Annotated in this window: 17 protein-coding genes, 5 pseudogenes and 1 other annotated feature; of the genes and pseudogenes, 9 read left to right on the top strand and 13 right to left on the bottom strand. The window is 59.4% G+C overall.

Going from position 1 to position 25,129, the window contains the following annotated elements; all coding sequences use genetic code 11:
* Positions 1–173: 173 nt before the first annotated feature.
* Positions 174–929: pseudogene (gene istA, locus JG739_RS33425) on the top strand (IS21 family transposase); the annotation flags it as partial.
* A gap of 3 nt (positions 930–932) precedes the next feature.
* On the opposite strand, the gene JG739_RS36585 reads toward istA, so the two are convergent.
* The 3 genes from JG739_RS36585 to JG739_RS33410 all read right to left on the bottom strand — a co-directional run bounded on the left by JG739_RS36585 (position 933) and on the right by JG739_RS33410 (position 4,205).
* A complete protein-coding gene (locus JG739_RS36585) occupies positions 933–3,011 on the bottom strand; it encodes a recombinase family protein (protein WP_446720522.1) in 2,079 nt (692 codons plus the stop codon).
* 258 nt (positions 3,012–3,269) lie between these two features.
* Positions 3,270–3,608, bottom strand: a complete 339-nt coding sequence (locus tag JG739_RS33415; RefSeq protein WP_244749628.1) for a helix-turn-helix domain-containing protein — start codon at positions 3,606–3,608, stop codon at positions 3,270–3,272.
* 309 nt (positions 3,609–3,917) lie between these two features.
* Positions 3,918–4,205, bottom strand: a complete 288-nt coding sequence (locus tag JG739_RS33410; RefSeq protein WP_199202839.1) for a Y4bD/Y4pK family protein — start codon at positions 4,203–4,205, stop codon at positions 3,918–3,920.
* A gap of 26 nt (positions 4,206–4,231) precedes the next feature.
* On the opposite strand from JG739_RS33410, the pseudogene JG739_RS33405 reads away from it, so the two are divergent.
* The 4 genes and pseudogenes from JG739_RS33405 to JG739_RS33390 form a co-directional block, all read left to right on the top strand.
* A pseudogene (locus JG739_RS33405) lies at positions 4,232–5,011 on the top strand (Mu transposase domain-containing protein); the annotation flags it as partial.
* A gap of 10 nt (positions 5,012–5,021) precedes the next feature.
* Positions 5,022–5,669, top strand: a pseudogene (gene istB, locus JG739_RS35865) (IS21-like element helper ATPase IstB); the annotation flags it as partial.
* Positions 5,670–6,167: 498 nt separating this feature from the next.
* Positions 6,168–8,273, top strand: coding sequence for a recombinase family protein (locus tag JG739_RS33395; protein WP_199202838.1), 2,106 nt, complete (start codon positions 6,168–6,170; stop codon positions 8,271–8,273).
* A pseudogene (locus JG739_RS33390) lies at positions 8,269–8,391 on the top strand (ATP-binding protein); the annotation flags it as partial. The gene JG739_RS33395 and the pseudogene JG739_RS33390, both read left to right, overlap by 5 nt.
* Positions 8,392–8,714: 323 nt before the next feature.
* Here the strand turns inward: JG739_RS33390 and JG739_RS33385 are convergent.
* A protein-coding gene (locus tag JG739_RS33385) for an IS3 family transposase (RefSeq protein ID WP_244749615.1) occupies positions 8,715–9,946 on the bottom strand; the annotation gives its coding sequence in 2 pieces (ribosomal slippage) (positions 8,715–9,655 and positions 9,655–9,946; 1,233 coding nt in all).
* Positions 9,546–9,662 (bottom strand) — a sequence feature (AL1L pseudoknot). Its footprint overlaps the gene before it by 117 nt.
* On the opposite strand from JG739_RS33385, the gene JG739_RS33380 reads away from it, so the two are divergent.
* The gene (locus JG739_RS33380) at positions 9,945–10,163 is read left to right on the top strand and encodes a cold-shock protein (protein ID WP_199202983.1); all 219 of its coding nucleotides are present in this window, start codon (positions 9,945–9,947) and stop codon (positions 10,161–10,163) included. The genes JG739_RS33385 and JG739_RS33380 overlap by 2 nt on opposite strands.
* Before the next feature lie 131 nt (positions 10,164–10,294).
* On the opposite strand, the gene JG739_RS33375 is transcribed toward JG739_RS33380, so the two are convergent.
* The 8 genes and pseudogenes from JG739_RS33375 to JG739_RS33340 form a co-directional block, all read right to left on the bottom strand.
* Positions 10,295–10,759 (bottom strand): MucR family transcriptional regulator, encoded by a 465-nt coding sequence (locus JG739_RS33375; protein WP_199202982.1) that lies wholly within the window; start codon positions 10,757–10,759, stop codon positions 10,295–10,297.
* A gap of 247 nt (positions 10,760–11,006) precedes the next feature.
* Entirely contained in the window at positions 11,007–11,372 is a 366-nt protein-coding gene (locus JG739_RS33370; RefSeq protein ID WP_244750028.1) for a hypothetical protein, read from the bottom strand.
* A 252-nt stretch (positions 11,373–11,624) separates the two neighbouring features.
* Positions 11,625–11,882, bottom strand: a pseudogene (locus tag JG739_RS33365) (transposase); the annotation flags it as partial.
* 122 nt (positions 11,883–12,004) lie between these two features.
* Positions 12,005–14,146, bottom strand: coding sequence for a methylmalonyl-CoA mutase (gene scpA / locus JG739_RS33360; RefSeq protein ID WP_199202981.1), 2,142 nt, complete (start codon positions 14,144–14,146; stop codon positions 12,005–12,007).
* 10 nt (positions 14,147–14,156) lie between these two features.
* Positions 14,157–16,160: an acetyl-CoA carboxylase biotin carboxylase subunit gene (locus tag JG739_RS33355; RefSeq protein WP_199202971.1), complete on the bottom strand. Its 2,004-nt coding sequence runs from the start codon at positions 16,158–16,160 to the stop codon at positions 14,157–14,159.
* A complete protein-coding gene (locus JG739_RS33350; protein ID WP_199202970.1) occupies positions 16,160–16,630 on the bottom strand; it encodes a GNAT family N-acetyltransferase in 471 nt (156 codons plus the stop codon). The genes JG739_RS33355 and JG739_RS33350 overlap by 1 nt, the downstream gene beginning before the upstream one ends.
* Positions 16,631–16,637: 7 nt before the next feature.
* A complete protein-coding gene (locus JG739_RS33345) occupies positions 16,638–18,170 on the bottom strand; it encodes an acyl-CoA carboxylase subunit beta (protein WP_199202969.1) in 1,533 nt (510 codons plus the stop codon).
* Positions 18,170–20,566 (bottom strand): transketolase, encoded by a 2,397-nt coding sequence (locus JG739_RS33340; protein ID WP_199202968.1) that lies wholly within the window; start codon positions 20,564–20,566, stop codon positions 18,170–18,172. The genes JG739_RS33345 and JG739_RS33340 overlap by 1 nt, the downstream gene beginning before the upstream one ends.
* 135 nt (positions 20,567–20,701) lie before the next feature.
* Here JG739_RS33340 and JG739_RS33335 point away from each other — a divergent pair, with 135 nt between their 5' ends.
* Positions 20,702–21,181 carry an Lrp/AsnC family transcriptional regulator gene (locus tag JG739_RS33335; protein ID WP_199202967.1) on the top strand — a complete coding sequence of 160 codons (480 nt, stop codon included), beginning with the start codon at positions 20,702–20,704 and terminating at the stop codon, positions 21,179–21,181.
* A 757-nt stretch (positions 21,182–21,938) separates the two neighbouring features.
* A complete protein-coding gene (locus JG739_RS33330) occupies positions 21,939–22,304 on the top strand; it encodes an FAD-binding oxidoreductase (protein WP_202367937.1) in 366 nt (121 codons plus the stop codon).
* A 192-nt stretch (positions 22,305–22,496) separates the two neighbouring features.
* Here JG739_RS33330 and JG739_RS33325 read toward each other — a convergent pair whose 3' ends face one another.
* Positions 22,497–23,660: a M24 family metallopeptidase gene (locus JG739_RS33325; protein ID WP_202367936.1), complete on the bottom strand. Its 1,164-nt coding sequence runs from the start codon at positions 23,658–23,660 to the stop codon at positions 22,497–22,499.
* A gap of 227 nt (positions 23,661–23,887) precedes the next feature.
* On the opposite strand from JG739_RS33325, the gene JG739_RS33320 reads away from it, so the two are divergent.
* Complete coding sequence (locus JG739_RS33320; protein WP_199202964.1) at positions 23,888–25,036, top strand: M20 metallopeptidase family protein; 1,149 nt, start codon at positions 23,888–23,890, stop codon at positions 25,034–25,036.
* The last annotated feature ends 93 nt before the right edge of the window (positions 25,037–25,129 follow it).

Below are 25,129 nucleotides of genomic sequence, written 5' to 3'. Positions count from 1 at the left end.
TCCGATTTGATCGCGCGCGGCATTCCGAAGTGATGGCGCGCAGCATTCCGAGAATTACCCGCGCGGGATTCCGACACGATCGCGCGCAGTTCGGAGTTAGGAGAACCTGATCCTTGGGGCATGTTCCGGTCGGGCAACGACCGGAGGAATGGATGCCGACGAGGAGGGTTAGGATGCGCCACGTGCGCGAGATTTTACGTCTGAGCTTGGAAGCGGGGCTATCGACGCGGATGGCTGGCGAGCGTGCCGGGGTCGGGCCGACGACGGTCCGGGATATGCTGAAGCGGTTTGCACGCTCCGGGCTGAACTGGCCGGTCCCGGCCGAGATGAGCGATGCCGACCTGGAAGCTTGCCTATACGGCTTACCTGGGATGAAGCCCGGCCGGCGCAAACAGCCGGAACCGGACTGGTCGGCGGTAGCACGTGAGCTGAAGCGCAAGCATGTGACGCTGCAGGTTCTGTGGGAAGAGTATGTCGCCGCCCACCCGGATGGCTATCGCTACAGCCGTTGGTGTGACCTGTTCCGGCGCTGGGAAGGCCGCCTGCCTCTGACGATGCGGCAGAGCCACGCGGGCGGTGAGAAGATGTTTGTCGATTACGCCGGCGACACGGTGCCGGTTGTAGTCGACCGCCGGACCGGTGAGGTGCGCGATGCCCATCTGTTTGTGGCGGTGCTCGGCGGATCGAGCTTGTCATTTGCCTGCGCGACGTGGACCGAGCAGTTCGCGGACTGGATCGAGGCGCACAATGGCGCCTTCGCCTTCTTCGGCGGCGTGGCCCATCTTCTGGTCCCGGACAACGCGAAGGTCGCGGTGATTAAGGCGTGTCACTTCGATCCGATGGTCAACCGCAGCTACACCGACATGGCGCGTCATTACGGCACGGCGGTGCTCCCGGCAAGACCGAGGAAGCCACGCGATAAGGAGAAGGCTTCATATTGCACCTTGTTCGGTTGATTGAGCGGTAGTGGATTGAAGGCGAGCGGGATAAGGATGTTTTCCAGCGTTTCCCTTAATTATGGTGCGACCTGCGGGAAGTTCCCAGAGGCCGCGATTATGGTTATCACTAAAGCATTTGGTGATGAGGCCTTGGCGGCCCCACGCATGGACAGTCGTCAGAGATATATTGAACCGGATTGCAACTTGCTTTGTGGTGAGCATTCCTTTGTCGAGAAGGCGCTGACGACGACTTGATAATCTATAGGCATTGCGGATGTGGGCGATCTTCTTGAGATTATAGGGTGAGCCTTCCCACGTTCGAAGGCCGCGCTCGTTGAAGATTTCGGCGATCTGGCGATCGCAGTGAAGATCGAGCAGGCGGTCGACCTCGGCGACCAGATCAGGCTTAAATTTGCGGATCTGAGCGATCGGCAGCGGCCGATCCAGGGTCAAGGAGCGCGTCGCTCCGCCAGACAAGCTAACATGGACCGTGATCTTGTCCGCCTTGATTAGGGTCACGTCGGCGATGAGCAAGCGCAGGATGCGCTTGCGTTCACGCACGTCGACGCGGGGGTCGCTCCAGATCCGAGGGAACTGCTCGGCGAGATCAAGGATGCGTTGGCGCATCTCGGTGTCGAGGGCGGCGGCCTCCTCGGGCGCCCGCCGCTCGTAGTCCTCGACGACATCGGTGTGCAGCCGCAGCTTCTCGTTCCATTCAGCCTCGAGGGCGTCGGCGACGAGACGGTTGTCGGGATCGACCTTCATATAGCGTCGCTGGGCGAGTTCGGCGTCGTAGCGCGTTCGTTCAATATGTTGGCGACGCAAGTTGTCGGTCTCGGCGGTGCGGGCTTCCAGCTCGCCCTGTACCGCGAGGCTGACCTCCAAGGTCATCGGGGTCATCAGCTTGACTAACAGCGCGCTGACGGCCGGGTCGACCACCTTGCCCGGCACCGACTGGCAGACCTTGCCGCCCCGGCGGGTGGCGGTTTCCTTGCAAACGTAGGTCGGGACTGACTGCCCATGTTCCTGACTATACTGGACGCTCATGCGTTCGCCGCATAGGCCGCAAAGGACGCGACCCTGAAGCAAGCCTGGTCCCTCCCGGACCGGGCCGGCTTTGCGGTGTATGGTATAGGCTTGGGCGTTGTCGGTGAGCTTTTCCTGGTTCGCCTTGAAGCGCGCCCAGTCGATGTAGCCCGGATGCATGTCGGGCATGACGACTTGCCAGTCAGCCATTTCCACCTTGATCTGGGACACGCCGCCTCCGGGCCGAGGGCGGCCGTGTGATCTTCCATAGACAAAGGCGCCTGCATATCTCGGGTTATGAAGCACCTGCAAAATGCGAGCGTGACGCGGCGGCGCCCACAACACCTCGCCTTTTTGCGTGCCTTTGCGCAGCCGTCGTGGGAACAGGATGCCTTCGTCCAGGAAGTACTTGACCGTCCGGGTCGCGCTGCCGAGGCGCTCGAAGGTGGCGAACACCAGGTGAAGCGCGGCCTGCACCTCGGCATCGGGGTCGAGATCGAGGGCGCCATCAGGCCGGTAAACCAGGCCGACAGGCGCGCCGATCCGAAGCTCGCCGCGGCGGGCCTTGTTGATCTGTCCACCGCGCATACGGGCTTTGAGGAAGTGCAGCTCGGCTTCGCTCATAGTTCCTTTGAGCCCGAGTAACAGCCGATCGTTAAAGCCGACCGGGTCGTAGATGCCGTCTTCGTCGAGGATCAGGGTGCGGGTCTGGCCGCAGAGTTCGAGAAGCCGATGCCAATCAGCCGAATTGCGCGCTAATCGCGAGACCTCTAGCCCCATGACGATGCCGGCCTTGGTTAGCGCGACTTCGCTGACCAACTCCTGGAAGCCGTCGCGAGAGACAGCGCTGGATCCGGACTTGCCCAGATCGCAGTCGATGACGTGGATACGATCAACGGGCCAACCGGCGGCGATGGCGCGATCACGCAACGCGTACTGTCGCTGGGTGCTCTCGCCATTCTCGGCGACCTGTCGCAGTGTCGATTGGCGGATGTAGAGGTAGGCATCGCGCCGGAGGTGATCGGTGGTGATTTTGAGATCAGGCATGTGCTGGCTCCGCGGTTAGCGTGACAACAAGACTGGCTAAAATGACGATAAGCTCATTGGTGGCGGTCGCGCCCGGCATAGGCGGTCGATACACCGGGCGTGTCAGCGCCGAAGCGGGGGGCGTGGACATGGCCTTGATCCAAGCGGCCATACCTTGACGCCGAAGGGTGCCCAGCCCTGCGGCGGTAATTACTGGGGCGCCAAGCACGACCGCCCGTAACTGTTCGTAGGCGTCGACAAGATTGGCTGCGCCGGCGGTTAAAGAGAGTCGGGTCGTTTTTTTTGGCGCGCCATCGCCCGTTCGAGACTTCGTCGGTGCACGGTGATGCCAAAGCGCGCTGTGATCTCGGCGATGCATTGCGGCAAGGTCAGATCTGGCCTTGCCGCCTTGAGTTCGTCGACAAAGCCAACGATCTCTGCCGAGAGCTTGTGCCCATCCTTTGGTCCCCGCTGCTGGGGGATCAAGCCTGCCAGACCGTGATCGGCCAAGGTGCTTTGTGCCTTGTAGAAGGTTGGCCGCGAGACCCCGAAGACGCGGGCCACATTGCTGATGGGCACGCCATCGGCTTGATGGCGACGCACCATCTCGTAGCGCACCTGGACAAGGTCCTTGGCGTCGAAGGAAGGGATTGCTGATGAACAGGGTGTCGCTGATGGCTTCGGGGTGGGGGTTGAGCGTGCCGTCCCGAGCCAGGGCCTCGCCCTTTGGATCGTCTAGCACCGGCTTTGGTTTGGCCATGTCCAACCTCAAAACTGATTCGTAAATAAAAATACGCCTCACAAGCTAAGCTGTCAAATGCCGCAACCTGATATGAATCCCCAAAATGCCTGATACTACAGGCAACATTGAGGTCTCTTATCGCTCGATGCGGCGTATTTTGCATTACAATAGCGGTGTAATTGTTTTTACGCATCGCCCACCTCTATTGACGAGGAGACCTGCTCCAAGATGCCGAGCAGCCGCTGCAGGTCGACTATCCGGAAAGCGGCACGCCCAGCCGCGATCCGCCGGAATGGATCGGGCGGCGCCATGTCCGTCAAAGCGACGGCAATGGTTGGCAAAGTCCCGTTTGCCGCCCGATAGATTACCCGGTCCTCGCCCCAATGCGGGCTACGGCTGACCACCTCGAAGATCTGACCAAGGAGTGGGTGGAAGGGATGTGTGATGCGCACCGCAAGACCGGTCGTACCCACACGAGCTGCAGTTGACGGCTTGATCCAAGGCGAAAGTCGAGGCCTGTGTCGGCATTGTCGAACGCTGGGTCCTGGGCCGCTTGCGCAACCGGATCTTCTACAGCCTGGCCGAGGTGAACGCGGCGGTCGCCGAATGCATCACCGATCTCAACGACACACGGGTGCTTCGCCAGTTCAGCAAAACGCGGCGCCAGCTGTTCGAGGAGATCGACGCGCCGAACCTCAAGCCGCTGCCGGCGGAACGGTGGGTCCACGCTGAGTGGAAGCGTTGCCGAGTCGGACTCGATTATCACATCGCGATTGAGCACCACCATTACTCGGTGCCCTGGCGCTTCGCCCGCCGCGAGGTCGAGGCTCGAATTACCACACGCACCGTCGAAATCTTCCTCGACGGCGAACGCATCGCCGCGCACATGCGTGGCAGCGGCAACGGGCGGCATACGACGATCCCCGAACATATGCCCTCGAGCCATCGGCGCTACCGTGAATGGACGCCCGTGAAGATCCGGGAGGAAGCGGCGCGGATCGGGCCGATGCTGTCGTTGCTGGTTGAAAAGATCATTGAGGATCGGCCGCATCCCGAGCAGGGTTACCGTTCATGCCTCGGCATCATCGGGCTAGCGAAGCGCTTCGGCGCCGAACGCCTGGAAGCGGCCGCGCGGCGCGCGCTGGAGATCCAGGCGCGCAACTATCCCTCGGTCAAATCGATCCTCGAGAAGGGGCTCGACAAGGTTCCGGCGCGCGAAGCCCCGGACCACACGCCGATCTTCCACACCAACATCCGGGGCTCCGGATATTACAACTGAAAGGACTACAATGCTCAAACATCCGACACTCGAACTGCTGGGGCAACTCGGCCTGGCCGGCATGGCCCATGCGTTCATCGAATTGGAAAGCAACAGCGATGCCGACAACCTCAGCCACGCCGAATGGCTTGCCCTGCTGCTCGATCACGAGGCGACATACCGTAATGACCGGCGCCTTGCGCTCCGCCTTCGTCATGCGCGGCTACGCCACCATGCCGTGCCCGAGGATGTCGATTACCGTGCTGCGCGCGGTCTCGATCGCCGGCTGTTCGACAAGCTGCTCAAGGGCGACTGGATCGCCGCCCATGAGAGCTTGGCCATCGTCGGGCCGGCCGGGGTCGGGAAGAGCTGGTTGGCCTGCGCCATCGGTCACAAGGCCTGCCGTGACAACCGTTCGGTCCTCTACACCCGGCTGCCGCGGCTCATCGATGACCTGTCCCTGGCCAAGGGCGACGGCCGCATCGCCGCGCGCATGAAAAGCCTGGCCAGGGTCGATCTCCTTATCCTCGACGATTGGGGCCTCGAACCGCTCGACGGCAATGCCCGTCACCACCTGCTCGAAATCCTCGAAGACCGGTACGGGCGGCGCTCAACGCTGGTGACCAGTCAACTCCCGGTGGCCCGCTGGTTCGATCTGATCGGAGACCCAAGCAGAGCAGGATGCCCCTGTCATTGATCGGCTGGTGTCTCACATCACGGTAGTTGACCGTCGACACGCGCTCTGTGGACAGCGGTTTGAGGTGGCATCACTTCGGTCGGGGCGCGGACCTGCCTTTGTTGTCATCCGCCTGCCGGATGGGCGGTTACGCAATATCCGCCGGTCAGTGACGGATTTGTCGCGCGCTATCGATGATGACGATGAGCATCGCGGCGGGACTGAAAAGTTAATATCCGTTAGAATTTTGCTTCCTTTAGTGTATTATGTGCGAATCACCTTTGGTAACTCAATAGCGAATTGCAATGGTTGCTCATGCATTAGCACTTCGGATGGCGGTATCTCTTCCGGAGGCCAACGTTCCACTGGTAAGGATCAAGCGAGACTCGCCCAATCTTTGGAACGATCTCCCACCGGTATGTCAGCACCAACTCGCGCAGATGCTTGCGACTCTGATCCGCCGGATGCCGCCGACCGCGCCGGCGGTGAGGGAACAGTTTGATGTTGGCCGTCCCGGGTAATTCTGACGAGCGGCTCACGGCCGTCCGGCGTTCAAAGTTCGCTTACGTTTATGTACGCCAATCCTCGATAAACCAGGTGCGCCACCATCAGGAAAGCACCGAACTTCAGTACAGCTTGGTGGACCGAGCCGTCAGATTGGGCTGGCCGCCGGATCGTGTCGTCGTCATCGATGAGGATCTTGGAAAATCGGGAAACGGCCAAGTCGAGCGCGGCGGCTTCCAACGGCTCATCGCCGAGATCGGGCTCGGCAACGCGGGTCTGGTGGTCAGCCTCGATGCATCTCGATTGGCACGCAATAACCGAGATTGGCATCAACTCCTCGAGTTGTGTTCATTGTTCGGCGTTATCATCGCTGATGGCGAGCGCCTCTACGATCCCTGCGCTTATCACGACCGGCTGCTGTTAGGGCTCTCGGGGATCATGAGCGAAGCAGAGTTGCATCAGATCCGCATCCGCCTGCATCAAGGGGAGCGGCAGAAGGCGGCGCGAGGCGAGCTTCGCATACCGCTGCCAGGTGGCTTGGCGTACAACCGCTCCGGCCAGATCGTGCTCAATCCTGATGAAGAGGTGCAGGCTCGGCTGCGTCTGGTCTTCGACAAATTTAGGGAGCTTGGGACCGCGCGACGCGTTATGCGTTACCTGCGCACGCACGACCTACGCATACCGGTGCGGCCGCTCCGCGGGCCGGGACCCCATGAGCTGGTGTGGCGAGACGCCACCATCGCCCATGTCCATTATATTTTGCACAACCCGGCCTATGCCGGCGCATATGTCTACGGCCGGCGCCGAATAAATGCGGTCCGCCAAGGTCCGGGTTCGCACCGCGCAACCTCGAAGGTGGCCATTGACGACTGGGAGGTTTGCATCAAAGACGCACACCCTGGTTATATTGACTGGGAGGAGTTCATGGTCAATCAGCGCCGCCTCGCCGACAACACCAATCGATACGAGGCCGGCCACCGCGGCGCGCCGCGCAAGGGCATTGCTTTGCTGCAGGGCTTGGCGGTTTGCGGCCAATGCGGGCGGCGGATGACCGTGCGCTACAGCGGCCCCGACAGTGCATGCCCCGTTTACTGCTGCCTGGCGGACCGCAACCAGACCGGCAGCTCTCTCTGTCAGGAGGTTCGGGCGCCCGCAGTAGATGAGTTGGTCGCCCAAACCCTCCTGAAGGCGTTGGAACCTGACCAAATCGCCATCGCCATCGCTGCGCTCGACGAGATTGCGGAGGAAACGCGGAGCCTCGAGAAACAATGGACGCTACGGCGGGAACGTGCGCGGTATGACGCCGAGCGGGCTCGACGACAATACGACACCGTGGAACCGGAAAATCGTCTCGTCGCCAGAACCCTGGAAAAGGCATGGGAAGACAAGCTGCGCTTGGTCGATGAGATCGAGCAGGAATATCGTCGGTGGAGAGACCGAGAGCCCTTGGTGTTACAGACACAGGATCACGCGGCGCTTCAGCAACTCGCCGAGAATTTGCCGGCTATCTGGCACTCAGAAACGACCCAACCAGAAGACCGCAAACGTATCTTGCGCTTCATCGTGCAGGAGGTCGTTCTCGACCAGAAGAAGATACGCGGCCAGGTCGCCATCAGGATTCTTTGGCAGACCGGCGCAACCAGCCAACATCAAATCCAACGCCGAGTTCAATCTTACGATCGAGACTATGGCGAACTCGAGCTTGTGCGTGAGCGGATCACGCAACTCAATGCTGCGGGCGATATGGACAGGCAAATCGCCAAAAAATTGAACGACGAGGGCATTCGTTCAGCCCGAGGCAGACCATTCACCTACGAGAACGTCTGGCTTCTGCGCCACCGCTGGGGAATCCCGACAGCCAAGATTAACGGTGTCGCAGCCAATCCGACACGCTGGCCTGATGGGACCTACTCTGTACAGGGCGCTGCCGCTGCAATCGGCGTGACGGCTCAAACCATCTTCGATTACCTCGCCCAGGGACTTATCAACGGTCGGCAAAGCACGAAAGGCCAGCCTTGGCAGATCAGCCTTTCCAGCGACCAGATCGATCAACTTCAACGCCGACTGCAACGGACCAGGCGATCAAGGAAAGGTGCATCATGAAGCATTCGCGGATCCCACCTACGCCGATGCCATCCTCGACCGCCTCGTTCACAACGCTCACCGGCTCGAACTCAACGGCGAATCCATGCGCAGATCCATCATCTCCGCTGCCGCTTGACCGAACCGCAAATGCAGTGACATCTTCCCCGACGATCAGGTGCTCCACCTGCGCGCGATCAGATCGGAACGCTGCGCGGCATCAGATCGGAATACATGCGCGCCATCGTCGGAATCCGCACGCGCTAAGGAAAGGACTTGGTCCGCAGTCCGATTGGATTCAAATCGATGAGATCCCTGACACATTCAGTCCGTCTTTACCATTCGCCGCTAACTTGGACGGCGCGGCCAAGGTTCTGAGTACCGCAGGCAAAAGGCCCGCTCCGGAAAATGGAGTGGGCCCTTTGAACCGCCCCGGGTTTTCCGGAGGCCGTTTCGTTTGAGTCACGCGGCCATGGCTGGTTCTTCCAGCATGGCATAGTAGCGTTCCTCGGCTTCGGCCGGCGGGATGTTGCCGATGGGCTCCAGCAGCCGGCGATTGTTGAACCAGTCGACCCATTCCAACGTCGCGAACTCGACGGCCTCGAACGAGCGCCATGGTCCGCGTCGATGGATCACCTCGGCCTTGTAGAGGCCGTTGATCGTTTCGGCGAGAGCATTGTCGTAGCTATCGCCGACACTGCCCACCGAAGGCTCGACGCCGGCCTCCGCCAAGCGCTCAGTGTATCGAATGCTGACGTACTGGCTGCCTCTATCGCTGTGATGGATGAGCCCGCCTCCCTGCACGGGCCGCCGATCATGGAGAGCCTGTTCCAGAGCGTCCAGAACGAAGCTGGCATGCGCCGTCCGGCTCACCCGCCAGCCGACGATCCGGCGAGCATAGGTGTCGATGACAAAGGCGACATAGACGAAGCCCGTCCAGGTCGCGACGTAGGTGAAGTCGGAGACCCACAGCATGTTCGGCGCCGGGGCATGGAACTGGCGATTGACGTGATCGAGAGGGCATGGTGCCGCCTTGTCGCTCACCGTGGTGCGGATCGGCTTGCCGCGGATGATGCCTTCGAGGCCCATGGCCTTCATCAGGCGGGCAACCGTGCAGCGGGCGACATCGAAGCCCTCGCGCTGCAACTGCCGCCAGACCTTGCGAACGCCGTAGACGCGGAAGTTCGCCTCGAACACGCGTCGGACCTCATCCTTCAAAGCCTCATCCCGCTTCGCCCGAGCCGACAGCCGGGAGGGATCGATGCGCTTGGCGACATGGTCGTGGTAGGTCGACGGGGCGATCGGCAGCACCTTGCAGATCGGCTCGACCCCATGCGCCTCGCGGTGATCGTCAATGAATGCGATCATGGCTTGAACCGGCGGTCGAGCTCCGCCTGGGCAAAATACGCGGAAGCCTTGCGAAGGATCTCGTTGGCCTGGCGAAGCTCGCGGTTCTCGCGTTCCAAAGCCTTGAGTTTCGTCGCCACATCCGTAGGCACACCGGCTCGCACGCCACTGTCGCGCTCGGCCTTCTTCACCCACTCATGCAGCGTCTGCGCCGTGCAGCCGATCTTGGCGGCGATCGACGACACCGCCGCCCACCGCGAGGCATGCTCGCCTTCGTGATCCAGAACCAGCCGCACCGCACGGGCTCGGACCTCGGGAGAGAACTTGTTGGTCGTCTTGCTTGTCATGGCTCCACCTTCTCAGGAGTTGGAGCCTCCGATCAACCCGGCGCGGTTCAGATTCATCCAGCCCGACAATGGCGGTCAGGATGTTTTCGTCCACATTTCCGCTGTCGAGCGCGCGGGCCTCTCGACGCTGAATGAAGGTCAGAAAATCAATTATGAGATCGAACAGGACCGCCGCACAGGCAAGTCCTCTGCCGGCAGGCTCAGCAAAGCCGGCTGAATTTTCGCCTGCGTCCCGGCAAGATCGAAGGAACGCGAGGTAAGGCGGGGATTGGTCCCCGCCCTTTCTTGATCCGCGCGGATCATGCCGGCAGCAGCTGCGCGCTCCAGAACGACCCTTGAGAGATAAAGTCAGGCTGCGACCTGCTTGCGGGCCCGCTTCGCCGGCGCCGGCGTTTCCGACTCTTTCGGTTTGCGGCCGAGACCCATGGTCTTGGCCAACGTCGAGCGCGCCGCCGCGTAGTTCGGCGCGACCATCGGATACTCTGCCGCCAGGCCCCATTTGGCGCGATATTCGTCCGGGGTCAGCCCATAGTGGGTTGAAAGATGGCGCTTTAGCGATTTGAATTTCTTCCCATCCTCAAGGCAGACGATGTAGTCCGCCATCACCGACTTCTTGATCGGGACCGCAGGCTTGAGAGCCTCCGGCTCTGCTGCGGAGACGCCTCCGGCTGTGCCTTTCAAAGCCGCGTGCACTTGGCCGATCAGGGCCGGGAGATCGCCCACTGGGACAGGATTATTCGAGACATAGGCTGAGACGACATCGGCGGTAAGGTCGATGAGGGTGTCGAGATTGTGATTGGCTTCTTCTGTCATGAAACTCTCCGGGTGGCTTGAAGACAGCAGGCGAAGTCCTGCTACATAGTGGTGGCTGTCGCTGAAAGCAATAAACGGTCTCGGCAGGCTAAGTATCGCCATAAGCTAACTCTAATACGTCGGCCCCGGTGATCGTCGGCTGCGCCCGGAACCGATGTCCGGCCGAGCCGTTTTGAGCTTCTGTGGTTCCAAAAAGTGACGAAATTCCGCGCTCCATGAAAATGCGGCTTGGTGAATGGAAGCTGCTCTATGTCTGGCGTCGTCTTCCACGGACTGTTTGATTTTCTCGCGATTTGACCGGCCCTCTGGAGCTTGGTCCGAGAATGAAGTCAAACACCGGTTGGGGTTCACCGATAGCTTGCAAGGCTCCTGGGATTCTTGCCGCGGCTTCGGCCTGTTCGGCAAGTGCTGCGGGTGACATGCCGAGCGCATGCTCGAAGCTATGATCGGCCGTGTTCATCAGCGTACGAACCGCAGCCACCTGCTTACCCTCGCGGATCTTCACGCCGGCCGCCGATAACAGCCCCTGAAGGCGTCCGAAGCGGAGCGCCTCGGTCTGCAACTTGCCACAGACCTTCCCAAGCCTCATGGGCTTCCACGTATAGGTCAGCAAGGCTGGCATCTCAACGACATGCCAGTAGACCACGAGACCCGATCATCTTGGTGCACTGAAGCTTGCGAGTCCGGGCGTCTTCCCAAAACCTCATTTTTTGCCGGCGCTCGGGGGGTGATCATCCGTTCAGGGTGTCACGGGTGTGCTACACGGCTTTGATGGCTATTGGTTCGATGTTGCCGCACACGGATGCGTTGCCTGCCCGGCAGATACGCGCATGGGACGGAAAGCTCTTTTCCGGCAGCCAGCGCCCGGCGTGTACGTCGTCACCGTGAACTGGAAACGGCAGTCGCCGCTTGAGCACTGATAAAGCCCCGGCCGTGCGCGTCGCTTGCCCGTATCCCGCCCGGCTATCGCGATCGAGTGTTTGTAACCGCAGGCGGGACAGATCCTGCCATCCGGCCAAACCATGCTTTCCAGCAGCCGCAATGACCTTCATCACGGAAGGCCGCGATCCGTGTCCTCAACAGTACGAATGTTGGAAAGCCCGGCCAGCATCGTTTCACGCATTGTCATCCCTCTGGATCAAGTCTGGAGAATCGCACGATAGGCTTAGAAAAGAAGGGATTGCTATCTTTGGTTGATAAAGGCCGCGTGTCTGCGGGAACCGCTCTTGTTCCGACCCCAGGTTCCTAGGCGTTTCTCCTCTTGCCTTCCATGATGTCCAACACGGCGCGGGCGGCGTCGAGCACGTTCGTGCCCGGGCCGAAAACACCTGACACGCCGTGATCCAACAAGAATTGATAATCCTGGCGAGGCACCACGCCTCCGCAGATGACGACAATGTTTCCCGCGCCCTTTCGCCTCAACTCCTCTACTAGTTGCGGGAGTAGCGTCTTGTGGCCGGCGGCGAGTGCCGACACGCCAACTACAGACACTTGCGCGTTGATCGCCATGTCGGCGGCCTCGAGCGGCGTCTGAAACAAAGGCCCGGCAAGAACGTCGAAACCGATGTCGCCGAAAGCTGACGCGATGACTTTCGCCCCGCGGTCATGACCATCCTGCCCGAGCTTAGCCACCATAATCCGCGGTTTTTGTCCGAGCTTGCGAGCGAAGTGATCGAGCCGTGAAACAAGCGTCTGGAACTCTGGCTCATGCCCGTAGGCAGCACCGTAGACTTTCGAGACCACTTCCGGTTTTGCCGAATGGTCGCCAAAAACCTGGCGAAGCGCATCCGAAATTTCACCCACGGTAGCACGTGCCCGGGCAGCTTCCACAGCTGCTTCTAGGATGTTGCCCCCATTGGAACGCGAGACGTTCTGCAAGGCGGCAAGTGTCTCTCCCACTCGCTTGGGATCGCGCTGGCGTTTTGTTCGTTCGATGCGAGCGATTTGTGATTGCCGCACGGCGGCGTTGTCGATGTAGCGGGTGTCGATCTGCTCTTCGGACTCGAGTCGATATTTGTTGACGCCGACTATGACTTCTTCGCCCTTGTCGACGGCAGCCTGCCGGCGGGTTGCAGCCTCCTCGATCATGCGTTTGGGCATACCGGTGGCGACCGCCTTGGTCATGCCGCCCATCGCCTCGACTTCCTCGATCAATGTCCAGGCTTTCTCGGCAAGCTCATTGGTGAGACTTTCAACATAGTAGGACCCGGCAAGCGGATCGACAACCTTGGTCACGCCGGTCTCGTGTTGGAGGATCAATTGAGTGTTGCGGGCGATACGCGCGGAGAACGCCGTCGGCAGCGCGATCGCCTCATCAAAGGAATTGGTGTGCAGCGACTGCGTGCCCCCCAGCGCCGCGGCCAGCGCTTCATATGCCGTGCGCACGATGTTATTGTAGGGATCCTGCTCCTGAAGCGATACACCCGAGGTCTGGCAATGGGTGCGTAGCATCAGTGAGGACTGCTTCTTCGGCTCAAATTCCTCCATGATGCGTGACCACAGCACACGTGCGGCGCGCAGCTTGGAGGCCTCCATGAAGAAATTCATTCCGATGGCGAAGAAGAACGAAAGTCGGCCCGCGAAATCATCGACATTGAGGCCTTTGGCAATTGCCGCTCGAACATATTCGCGGCCATCGGCCAGTGTGAAGGCCAGTTCGTGCACCAGTGTCGCACCCGCCTCTTGCATGTGATAGCCGGAGATGGAAATCGAATTGAATTTAGGCATCTCCTTCGCCGTGTATTCGATGATGTCAGCGATGATCCGCATCGATGGTTCGGGCGGATAGATGTAGGTGTTGCGGACCATGAACTCCTTTAGAATGTCGTTCTGGATCGTTCCTGAAAGCTTTGCCCGGGAAACACCTTGCTCTTCGCCGGCTACGATGAAGGAGGCGAGAATCGGAATCACTGCGCCGTTCATCGTCATGGAGACCGACATCTCGCCCAGCGGGATACCATCAAACAGGATCTTCATGTCCTCGACGCTGTCGATCGCAACGCCGGCCTTGCCCACATCGCCCTCGACGCGCGAGTGGTCGCTGTCGTAGCCGCGATGGGTGGCCAGGTCGAAAGCGACCGAGATTCCTTGCTGGCCGGCGGCGAGCGCCTTGCGGTAGAAGGCGTTGCTCTCCTCGGCCGTCGAGAAACCTGCATATTGCCGGATGGTCCAGGGACGACCGGCATACATGGTGGCGCGTGGGCCCCGCAAAAAGGGCTTAACACCGGGCAACGAGTCGAGGCCGTTAATGCCAGCAAGATCAGCCGCCGTGTAGAGCGGCTTGACGGAGATGCCTTCCGGGGTCTGCCAAGCTAAACTGTCGGGCGATGCCTTCAATTCGCGCTCGGCTAATTTCTGCCAGTCCTCATAGGTCACGTGGTCGGCCATCGCTTCGCCCTCATTCGAATTCCATGATGACTTCATCGACAGCGAGGCTGACGCCAGCTTCCGCAGCGATACGGCGGATGGTTGCCTTGCGCTCGGCTCGCAGCACGTTTTCCATCTTCATCGCTTCGACGGTCGCAAGCACCTGCCCGACCTCCACCTTGTCACCTGCCTTAACCGTGACGGAGGTGATCACCCCGGGCATCGGGCAAAGAAGCAGTTTCGACGTATCCGGCGGAAGCTTTTCGGGCATCAGCAACGCCAGTTCAGCAATGCGAGGCGTGCGTACGTAGGCCACCACATCCGCACCGCGCCAGCGCAGACGGATACCTGTTGCGGCGGTTGCCGTTTTCACGCCGAGCGTCTCATCGTCGACGGTGAATTGTGCGTGGGATCTCCCCGGAAGCCAATCGCTGGAGATCGAGATAGGAGCACCCTCGCTGAATTCGACGACGGTCTTGCTGCCCAGTTCCCCGACCGAGGTTGAAAAGCTTTCGCCTGCGACAGTCACCACCCAGTTACGGCCGACGGCGCGGCGATGATTGTCCAACGCGCCGGAAATCTGCACGTTGCGCTTCTGGGCTTCCAGATTGATAAAGACGGCGACCGCCGCGAGTTTCCTGGCATCGCCCATGGGTGGCTCGACTCCGGAAAAGCCGTCCGGGTATTCCTCGGCAATGAAAGCCGTCGTCAGCCGGCCCTCGCGAAAGCGTGGGTGATCCGTGACGGCAGACAGAAACGGCAGATTGTGGCCGATACCTTCGACCTCAAAATCGTCGAGCGCCTTGCTCATCGCATCGATGGCGCCAATGCGGTCGGGCGCCCACGTGCACAGTTTGGCGATCATCGGATCGTAGTACATTGAGATCTCGCCACCTTCGAAGACGCCGGTGTCGTTCCGTATGACGGTGCCGTCTTTGTGCTTCCCCTCGACCGGCGGACGATACCGGGTCAACCGTCCGATGGACGGCAGGAAACTGCGGTACGGATCTTCCGCATAGAGCCGGCTTTCTATCGCCCAGCCGTCGAGTTTCACGGCGTCTTGCGTGATCCGCAGCTTTTCGCCCGCCGCAACCCGGATCATCTCTTCGACTAGATCGAGGCCGGTGATCAGCTCAGTCACCGGATGCTCGACCTGCAGCCTTGTGTTCATCTCGAGGAAGTAGAATTTCCTGTCGCCATCGACGATGAATTCCACCGTCCCGGCGGAGAAATAGCCGACGGCTTTGGCCAGTGCTACCGCCTGTTCGCCCATGGCCTTGCGAGTTGCTGCGTCGAGGAACGGTGACGGGGCTTCCTCAATGACCTTCTGGTTGCGGCGCTGAATCGAGCATTCGCGTTCGCCTAGATAGACGAGATTGCCGTGCTGGTCGCCGAGCAGTTGAATCTCGATATGGCGAGGCTGGGTGATGAACTTCTCGATGAATATGCGGTCGTCGCCAAAAGAGGATTTCGCCTCGTTCTTGGAAGACTGGAAGCCCTTTCGTGCCTCGTCGTCGTTCCAGGCGATGCGCATGCCCTTGCCGCCACCGCCGGCCGAGGCCTTGATCATCACGGGATAGCCGATATGGCCGGCGATCTTCACCGCCTCGTCGGCATCGGCGATCAGGTCCATGTGGCCGGGCACGGTCGAGACACCCGCGGATGCAGCGATCTTCTTTGAGGTGATCTTGTCCCCCATCGCCTCGATGGCGACCGGCGGTGGGCCGATGAAGGCGACGCCTGCCGCCCTAAGCGCCTCGGCGAAATTGAAATTTTCCGACAGGAAGCCGTAGCCGGGATGAACCGCGTCTGCGCCCGTGGCTTTCACGGCATCGAGGATCTTGCCTATTGCGATGTAGGACTGGCTGGAAGGTGCTGCACCAATATGAACAGCTTCGTCGGCCATCTTCACATGCAGCGCGTCGCGATCGGCATCTGAATAGACTGCGATCGTGGCGATGCCAAGTTTTCTGGCCGTCTTGATGACGCGGCAAGCGATCTCGCCACGATTGGCGATGAGGATTTTTCGAAACATTAGTTTGTCCAGGTGTGGGGCTCTCGTGAGCACAAGCATTCCATAAATATTCGAGTCGAAGAGACAGCAGTGACCGCAAAGCCTGCGCGTTCGAGGAAGCGCTGCGCGTCGTTTTCGGCAAGCAAAACGATCTGGACGCTGTGGTGCTTTACCGCCGCCAAGGTCAGGATTCTCGTCAGGACATAATTTCCGATGCCGCAGTTCCGTGCGTCGGGCAGGAGATACAATTGTTCTATCTCCAGAACATTCTGCCTTTCGGAGAGGGCAAAGCATCCGACGTCTTCATTTTCACGTTGGATGATCCAGCTACCATCAGGAAATGTTTCTCCCATTCCAGGTCGTGGAGTCCAATAGCCAAAAATGGCTTCTGACAACCTTCGCAACGCTGAGCGTTCTAGTTCGAGGATGAAGGGCTCGTCCTCGCCGGTCGCCCTTCGCAAACTGACATGGCAGGGCTTGGCGATCTTCATTGTGTTCTCAAAGCGGGATCGTGTCGTGTTTCTTCCAGCGTGCATCGACGCTCTTGCCGCGCAGAGCGGCAAAGGCGCGGGCAATGCGTCGGCGAGAGGAATGCGGCATGATGACTTCGTCGATGAAGCCACGTTCGGCAGCGACGAACGGATTGGCGAAACGCTCCTCGTAATCCTTGGTGCGTTGGGCGATCTTATCCGTGTTGCCAAGTTCGGAACGATAAAGGATCTCAGTCGCGCCCTTGGCGCCCATCACCGCAATCTCGGCCGTCGGCCAGGCGTAATTCACATCGGCGCCAATGTGCTTGGATGCCATGACGTCATAGGCACCCCCATAGGCCTTGCGCGTGATCAGCGTCACCATCGGTACTGTCGCCTGCGAATAGGCGAACAGAAGCTTGGCGCCGTGTTTTATCACCCCGCCAAATTCCTGGGATGTGCCAGGCAGGAAACCTGGAACGTCTACCAGTGTTAGGAGCGGAATGGAGAACGCATCACAGAAACGGACGAACCGCGCGGCCTTGCGCGAGGAGTCGATGTCGAGACAGCCCGCAAGCACCATCGGCTGATTGGCGACCACGCCCACTGTCTGACCTTCGATACGCACGAATCCGGTGAGGATGTTACGTGCGAAAGCAGCCTGGATCTCGAAGAAATCGCCCTCATCAGCAATCGCCAGAACCAGCTCCTTCATATCGTAGGGTTTGACCGCGCTGTCAGGGATCAGCGTGTCGAGCCGCATCTCGATTCGCGAGGGATCATCATTGAAGCGGCGTACCGGCGCCTTCTCCCGATTGTTGAGCGGAAGGAAATCAAACAGAGCGCGGATTTGCTCCAGCGTCTCCACATCATTGTCGAAGGCGCCGTCGGCGACAGACGATTTCGACGTATGGGTGCGCGCGCCGCCAAGCTCTTCTGCTGTTACAATCTCATTGGTAACGGTCTTCACCACATCCGGCCCGGTGACGAACATGTAGGAGGAATCCCGCACCATGAAGATGAAATCGGTCATGGCCGGCGAATAGACGGCGCCGCCGGCACAAGGCCCCATGATGACGGATATCTGTGGTATGACCCCTGAGGCATCGACATTGCGCTTGAAGACGTCGGCGTAGCCGGCGAGTGAGGCCACTCCTTCCTGAATGCGTGCGCCGCCGCTGTCGTTAAGTCCGATCACCGGTGCGCCGTTGCGGACCGCCATGTCCATGATCTTGCAGATCTTCTGGGCATGCGTCTCCGAAAGCGAGCCGCCGAGCACTGTGAAATCCTGCGAAAAGACGTAAACCAGTCGGCCGTTGACCGTGCCCCAGCCGGTGACGACGCCGTCACCGGCAATCTTTTGGCCGGCCATGCCGAAGTCGACGGCGCGGTGGGTGACGTACATATCGTATTCCTCGAAGGACCCCTCATCGAGGAGCACTTCGAGACGTTCGCGTGCCGTCAGCTTGCCCTTTGCATGCTGCGCGTCGATACGCTTTTGGCCGCCACCAAGACGTGCTTCGGCGCGCCGTGTTTCGAGTTGCTCAAGGACAGCACGCATCAGCCCACTTCCTCAAGGTACCTGATAGGCCGACCGGGCGAGATTGCTTGCGCTGCTCTCACGATTCCTTGGGCATCGATTCCGTAATGGCGATAGAGATCGGCGATGGTGCCGGTCTGTCCGAAATGCTCCACTCCAAGCGACCGTGTTCGATGTCCATAGACCGCGCCAAGCCAAGCCAATGTCGCCGGATGCCCGTCAAGCACCGTTATCAGTGAACAGTGCGAAGATACCGCGTCAAGTAGACGCTCGATGTGACTGCGCGCGCGGACGAGGCCGTGCTCTCGCGCCTTCTGGGCTGCGGTCCATCCCGCGTTCAGGCGGTCGGCCGAGGTAATTGCCAGCAATCCCACGTCTCGCCGATCCTCTGCCATAAGCCCGACCGCTTCGATGGCTTCAGGTGCCACTGCACCTGTGTATGCGACGACAACCTGCGCGTTGGGACCTGGTCTCCGCATCCAGTACCCGCCGTTGACGATGTTTTCCGCAAAACTGCTATCAATCTCGCGTTTGGGCTGCTCGACTGATCGCGTTGAGAGTCTTAGGTAGACCGCTCCGCCGACCGCATCCCGCAGCCACGTCACTTGATCGGGCTCGGAGTTACCCGACCGCTGCATATAGTCGAAGGAAAACCGCAAGATCGTCGCGAGTTCATCGACGAAAGCAGGCTCGAAGCTGGCAAGCCCATCCTGCGCCATACCAATTAGGGGCGTAGCGATCGACTGGTGAGCGCCGCCCTCCGGCGCCAGCGTGACCCCCGAAGGCGTAGCGGCGATGATAAAGCGAGCGTCCTGGTAGCAGGCATAATTGAGGGCGTCGAGGCCACGTTCGATAAACGGATCATAGAGCGTGCCTACGGGCAAGAGCCGTTCTCCGAAAATCGAATGGGAAATCCCCAGCGCCGACAGCATGATGAACAGGTTCATCTCGGCAATGCCGAGTTCCATGTGCTGGCCGTTGGGCGAGAACTCCCAGTTGAAGGTGGAAGGGATGCGCTCCTTCTTGAACAGATCGACCATCGCTTCCTTTGCGAACAGGCCACGACGGTTGACCCACGCACCGAGATTGGTCGACACCGTGACATCGGGCGATGTCGTAACGATCCGCTTTGCAAGGGCACTGTCCTGCTTGGCAATCTCGTGCATCAGCAGCCCAAAACCCTGCTGTGTCGACATGGAAGGCTGGGCCGCGACAGTCAAGGTAGGCGGCACTGCCACTGTCGGCGCGTCATACCGGCGCCTCCCTTTGGCATTGAAAGGCGCCGCTTTTACGAAATCGGCCAAACGTTTTGCCGGTAGGGTAAGACCCTCGAAGGGATCCCATTCGTGGCCAGGACGGACGTGCAATCGGTGGCGCAGTGTTTCCACCTGCGTCGGCGTCATCAGTCCGGCATGATTGTCTTTGTGCCCGGCCAACGGCAAGCCGAAACCCTTGATCGTGTATGCGATGAAACACACTGGGCGATCATGTGAGCGCGCATTTTCGAAGGCGTCGAGCAGCGCGGGCAGATCATGCCCTCCAAGATTGGCCATGAGGCGAGCCAGCTCTTCGTCCGAACGGCGTTCGATCAACTCGGAGACTGGACTTTGGTCGCCAAGATCATCCAGCAGTCGTTTTCTCCAGGATGCTCCACCCTGGAATGTCAAAGCCGAATAAAGTTGATTGGGACATGCATCGACCCATTTCCGAAGTGCCTCGCCACCTGGTTCCGCAAAAGCGGCTTCGAGTAAGCGTCCATATTTGAGAATGACCACGTCCCACCCAAAACTCCGGAAAATGGATTCAAATCGTTCCCACAAACCCTCCCGGACAACAGCGTCGAGGCTCTGGCGGTTGTAATCTACAATCCACCACGTATTGCGAAGCCCGTGCTTCCAGCCCTCCAGAAGTGCCTCGAAGATGTTGCCCTCGTCCATCTCGGCGTCGCCGATGAGTGCCACCATCTTTCCGTCGGGAAGATTTGAGGCCAAGCCCTTCGCGTGGAGGTAATCCTGCACGAGTGACGAAAATAGCGTTTGCGCGACACCTAGACCCACGGAACCGGTCGAGAAGTCGACGTCATCGATGTCTTTGGTCCGGGAGGGGTAGGACTGTGCACCCTTGTAGGCACGGAAAGCCTCGAGTTTCGCACGCGTCTGATTGCCGAAGAGATATTGAATCGCGTGGAAGATCGGACTCGCGTGGGGTTTAACGGCGACCCTGTCCTCCGGTCGCAATGCCGCGAAATATAGTGCGGTCATGATGGTTGCCAACGAAGCCGACGAAGCCTGGTGACCGCCAACCTTCAGCCCGTCATCGCTATCGCGAAGATGGTTCGCGTTGTGGATCGTCCACGTCGCGAGCCACAGGACCTTCTTCTCGAGTTCCGTCAGTGTCTCTAGTCGTAACTCGTCCATCGCCCCTCGCTGTAGCGTCTAGCTATTCAGTGGAACATGCTACTGGACGCGTTGCGTAAGTTGTGGCTAAACTTTATCGGTTGACTGATCATTTTTAGCTCAGATGGCCAACCAATTAGAGGAAAATGAAAATCTGTGCCAAAAATTGAAATTGACGCAATCGATCGAAAAATCCTCGGCGTTCTCCAGTCGGACGCTCATGCCACAACCGAAGAGCTAAGCGAGATCGTCGGACTGTCGCCGTCGCCGTGCGCACGTCGCGTTCGCAATCTCGAAGCCTCCGGCGTTATCAAGGGCTACGTGGCGGTCATAGACCAGCTAAAGATTGGCCTACCGATCAGTGTCTTTGCGTCGATAAAACTGGAAAGACAAAGAGAAGAGGAACTGGACCGGTTTGCTACCGCTGTGCAGCGCTGGCCCGAAATTGTCGAGTGCTATCTCATGACCGGCCAACAAGACTACCTGCTCCGCATCGTTGTCAAAGATCTCGAAGCCTACGAGGCATTTCTCAAGCAAAAGCTGACGCGGCTGGAGGGGGTGGCGTCAATCGAGTCAAGCTTTGCACTGGGGCAGGTGAAGCACTCCCAGGCACTGCCTATAGGCGACCCCGGTTAAGGCAGGGGTTTGCGGCAAAGGCATTCGAGATGGGCTTGGGGGTGACGGCGCGATAGTCCGGCACGGTGGCTCGTGCGGTCAGCCTGTTTGTACGCTGCCAATCAATAGAGGCCACGGTCGATCCGGCGCAGCTCTTGGTAGCAGCCGGGGCTGCGAGTTTTGTTCGCCGCCTCACGCGCGCCGAGGTCCGCAAAGTCGCCCGCGGTCTAAGGCTTGCAAATCGGATTCAACGTGCTGGCTGAAAAGGAGGCCGGCACGGATGGGCAAGCCTTACTCGATGGATCTTCGCACCCGGTTGTAGGCGTCTGTTGAGCAGGGCGGGCTGTCGCGGCGGCAGGCGGGCAGCGCGCTTTGGGTTTGGATCAGTACCGTCATCCGGAGGGTGAGACGTCAAGGTCTTGGACCGCAACTTCCTGATAGAGACCACCAGGTCATGGGGGTTCCGCCCCAGTGATCCAGCGAGTTTTGATCAAGCCTGTTCGATCCCGTGGACGCTCGTGTCGGAAGAGCTGCCTTATCGGAGGTCCACCAGTTTGGAACGAACCGCAAAGCCTACGAGGACAGCCGCCCGCGCGGGCGCCGCTCCATCGAAGGAATGCGCCCGATGGAATTGGTCGTTGGAGACGTGCACCCTATCGACGCCCACCTGACGCGGGCGGATTGGCTCGATTTGTACTGCGAAGCTGATCGGGTTCCTTGATTGGGGGACATCATGTGGGGCGGCCGGGTTGGACGGTTCGCCCGGAGCCGCTCGCCAATGGCTTATAGTCACCTTGCACGCGACCTTCTGTCAGTCTTTCCAGGCCTCTGCACTGTCCCCGTTATTCACTGCGAGGACGGGCTCATAGGTTACACGTACGATGAGGTGCCTGATCTTGGTCGCACCCACAACGGTATCTATTATGCGATCGGCTACTGCGGGACCGGCGTTTCGCGTGCCAAGGTGGCGCCACTCATGGAAGCTCCCGACGGCGCAACTGCATTCGATGACATCATTTTCCCTGTCTTCCCGGTCCATCCTATCGCCAAGCGCGCCGTACCATTCGTTGAGAAATGGGCGCGCCGCGTCGTTTTATGCTGCAACTTCTTTCGTCAGGCGCCGGCCTGCCGAGACGGTTCTTGAGGCCGCACTCGGACAAAACTTCCCGTCGCTTGCGGTAGAGGCCGGAGCGGCGGCATTTTCCCGGCTGCTTTGCCAGAGCCGAACCCCGTTGATGAGGCATTGACCTTCCGGGAAGTCGCGCAGAGTACGGCGCTGAGCGCGGACAGCTTCTTGACCGGGGGATGGGGAATCTCTCAGTTTTGGAGCGACAAGTTATGCCAATGGAATCTCGGGAAGCTTTTCAGGTGCGATCTCGCTTAGAAATTCAGCTTCTGAACCCTTCACCAATACGACTTCCTCAAGCTGGAATACCCCGTAATCGACTTCGATCTTCGGCTCGATGTGAATAATCATACCATCCCGGAGGATTTCTGATGACGCCTCGGCGACAGAGGGTGGCTCGGTCAGATCGACCCCGGATCCATGTCCAATGCGGGATGCCGCACTATAGAATGGGATGTTTTCCCGGTCCACCTGTTGCCGGAATCTCCTATAGATGTCACTGCACTGTTCACCTGCTTTGATCGACCCAGCCGTCTCCAGCGTCAGCTTCCGAACGGTCCCATACATCGACTGTTCACGGTCTGAAACATGGCCGGCTTTTGCAATTCGGTTGATGTCAGAAATACTACCATTCACCACGCAGCCGATATCGACCCAAATGTAATCGTCATGCTCAAGCCTGCGTTGCGTCGGGGGCATACTGTAGGCCATGTCCTTCAAACCGAACCGAACTGGTAGCCAGGGAATCGCACTTGCCCCGCGCTGGATCAATTCGCTGCGCAGAATGGCAGCGAACTGCTCTTCCGTATCTCCAATTCTCAGGTGCCGGAGTGCAGCAAAAAACGAATCAGTCGCAACCTTCAGAGCCTGGCGCTTATGAGCGATTTCCTCTTCGTCCTTGACCATTCTAACATCCCAAATGATGTCGGCAGCGTCGACCGTTGCTGAGCCCCTTTCGCTTCCGAGAATTTTGTGAAGCCCATGAACTCCCCGGCCGAACATGTCCATTCCATAATCAATTGCAATGGCGGCGTTCCGGTTGACGCCGCCATTCAAGACCTTTGACAAGGCCGACACACTTTCTGGCACCAAGCCATCGTAATAATGAAACTGGATTTGCTGGGGAAAACCTTGATGCGCTTCCGCAGTTCGCCTTTCCACGGCGCTTACGAGGACATGCAAAAGACGTTCGCGTGAACAGGCAATTGCGTAGAAGGGCCGCGATTTCGATGCCCAGAACAAGGTCCGAAAACCGCTAAAGTACTCAAAATTCTCGCGATCGGTTAGCACCAGCGCGTCAAGGGACGCTTCCCTCATTCTCGCAAAAAGATCGTCCAGGCGGCTCCCGACAAATTTGCTGACTTGAATTGTCAAAGATATGCCCCTGAAATTCTGCGGGAGATGGCTATCTCTCCAAATGCGCTTGACAGGTTGGTATACCGAGTATTCTTATATGTCAAGCCTCAGTGACTCTAAGACATCGATGTCGGTGGTTGCGGCGTAGCGGGGGATCTGAGTTGAAGGAGTGGTACTTGACTGAGGATACAGTAAGAAGCGGCATACCGGCATCCGGACTAATCACCCTCTCAGATACGGAGTGGATGAGATCGGTACGTAGGGAACTCCATCTGATACCGGAGCTGGGTTTCGAATTGCCGCGCACCCGCGCCTACGTTGCCGAAAAGCTTCGCGAGTCAGGCATTGCAATTGACGAGAGGGCCTACGGTCGTTCGGGCCTGGTCGGCGTTGTTAAAGGTGGCCTACCAGGACCCACCATTCTCCTGAGGGCAGACATGGACGCGTTGCCCATCGAGGAAGTCGCGGATCGACCTTGGCGATCGACAATCGCCGGGAACAGCCATGCGTGTGGCCACGACGGGCACATGGCTGTCGCTCTCACAGTTGGGCGGGTGGTGTCGCGACGTGCCAGAGAGTTCCCTGGGCGGCTAGTCTTATGCTTCCAGCCCTCCGAGGAACCCGGGGGAGGTGCCAAGGCGATGATTGCGGACGGGGTCATCGACGTCTACACCCCGGACTACTGTATAGGTCTCCACTTGTGGAGCGAACTCCCAACAGGCCAGCTTGCATGCCACGCCGAGGCGGTGTTCGCCTCTACAGACAAGCTGTCATGGAAAATCCGCGGAAGTGGCGGCCATGGTGCGATACCCCATCTGGCCACCGACACTGTCTCGGCGCTTGCAAGCTTGTTGCAGCTTAATTCAGTCTTGGTAGCCCGTGAGGTCAACGCGATGGAGGCAGCTGTCATCAGCGTCGGATCGATTGCATGCGGTAAGATTCACAATGTGATCCCGGCCGAGATTGATATCGGGGGGACGCTGAGGACCCAATCCAATAGCGTGCGAGACATGCTGCTGCGCCGGCTCGCCGAGATCGCTCGCGACCTGTCGTCCTTGTACAAGGTCGACATTACCTTCGACGCGTCAGGATCGATTCCTCCCTGCATCAGTAATCCCGAGGTCGCAGGCCTTGTTAAGGAATCCGCCCAATCCCTCTATGGGGGAGACATTACATTTTCGGAATACCGAACTATGGCCGGCGAGGATATGGCAGAGTTCCTGGCGCGCATCAAGGGTTGCTATTTCCTGTGCGGCTGCAAGGACGAAGCGCAGGGAATCGTGGCACCACATCACACCCCCGAGTTCGACATCGACGAGCGGGCGATGACCATCGGAGCCGAAGTCATGGCAGAGGCAATCAACCGTCTCGCTCGGCTTCCTGCCGCGAGTTGACTATGGCCACATCACTCGCCTTCGCTCAGCGCTCCCTATCCCATCATCCGGTAGAGTACCCCCTCTTTCCGATCCTGCGTGAAGGATGCCCGA

The sequence above is a fragment of the Mesorhizobium sp. L-2-11 genome (assembly GCF_016756595.1).
Lineage (GTDB): Bacteria > Pseudomonadota > Alphaproteobacteria > Rhizobiales > Rhizobiaceae > Mesorhizobium.
The sequence above is the reverse complement of the archived record's forward strand: the minus strand, read 5'-3'. Positions and strand labels throughout refer to the sequence as shown.

What these genes read in the sequence shown, in the direction of transcription:
- JG739_RS36585 (WP_446720522.1), bottom strand. Translation starts at nt 3,011, where the DNA reads ATGCCTGATCTCAAAATCACCACCGATCACCTCCGGCGCGATGCCTAC.
- JG739_RS33395 (WP_199202838.1), top strand. Translation starts at nt 6,168, where the DNA reads ATGTTGGCCGTCCCGGGTAATTCTGACGAGCGGCTCACGGCCGTCCGG.
- JG739_RS33380 (WP_199202983.1), top strand. Translation starts at nt 9,945, where the DNA reads ATGGCTCCACCTTCTCAGGAGTTGGAGCCTCCGATCAACCCGGCGCGG.
- JG739_RS33375 (WP_199202982.1), bottom strand. Translation starts at nt 10,759, where the DNA reads ATGACAGAAGAAGCCAATCACAATCTCGACACCCTCATCGACCTTACC.
- scpA (WP_199202981.1), bottom strand. Translation starts at nt 14,146, where the DNA reads ATGGCCGACCACGTGACCTATGAGGACTGGCAGAAATTAGCCGAGCGC.
- JG739_RS33355 (WP_199202971.1), bottom strand. Translation starts at nt 16,160, where the DNA reads ATGTTTCGAAAAATCCTCATCGCCAATCGTGGCGAGATCGCTTGCCGC.
- JG739_RS33350 (WP_199202970.1), bottom strand. Translation starts at nt 16,630, where the DNA reads ATGAAGATCGCCAAGCCCTGCCATGTCAGTTTGCGAAGGGCGACCGGC.
- JG739_RS33345 (WP_199202969.1), bottom strand. Translation starts at nt 18,170, where the DNA reads ATGCGTGCTGTCCTTGAGCAACTCGAAACACGGCGCGCCGAAGCACGT.
- JG739_RS33340 (WP_199202968.1), bottom strand. Translation starts at nt 20,566, where the DNA reads ATGGACGAGTTACGACTAGAGACACTGACGGAACTCGAGAAGAAGGTC.
- JG739_RS33330 (WP_202367937.1), top strand. Translation starts at nt 21,939, where the DNA reads ATGGCTTATAGTCACCTTGCACGCGACCTTCTGTCAGTCTTTCCAGGC.
- JG739_RS33320 (WP_199202964.1), top strand. Translation starts at nt 23,888, where the DNA reads ATGAGATCGGTACGTAGGGAACTCCATCTGATACCGGAGCTGGGTTTC.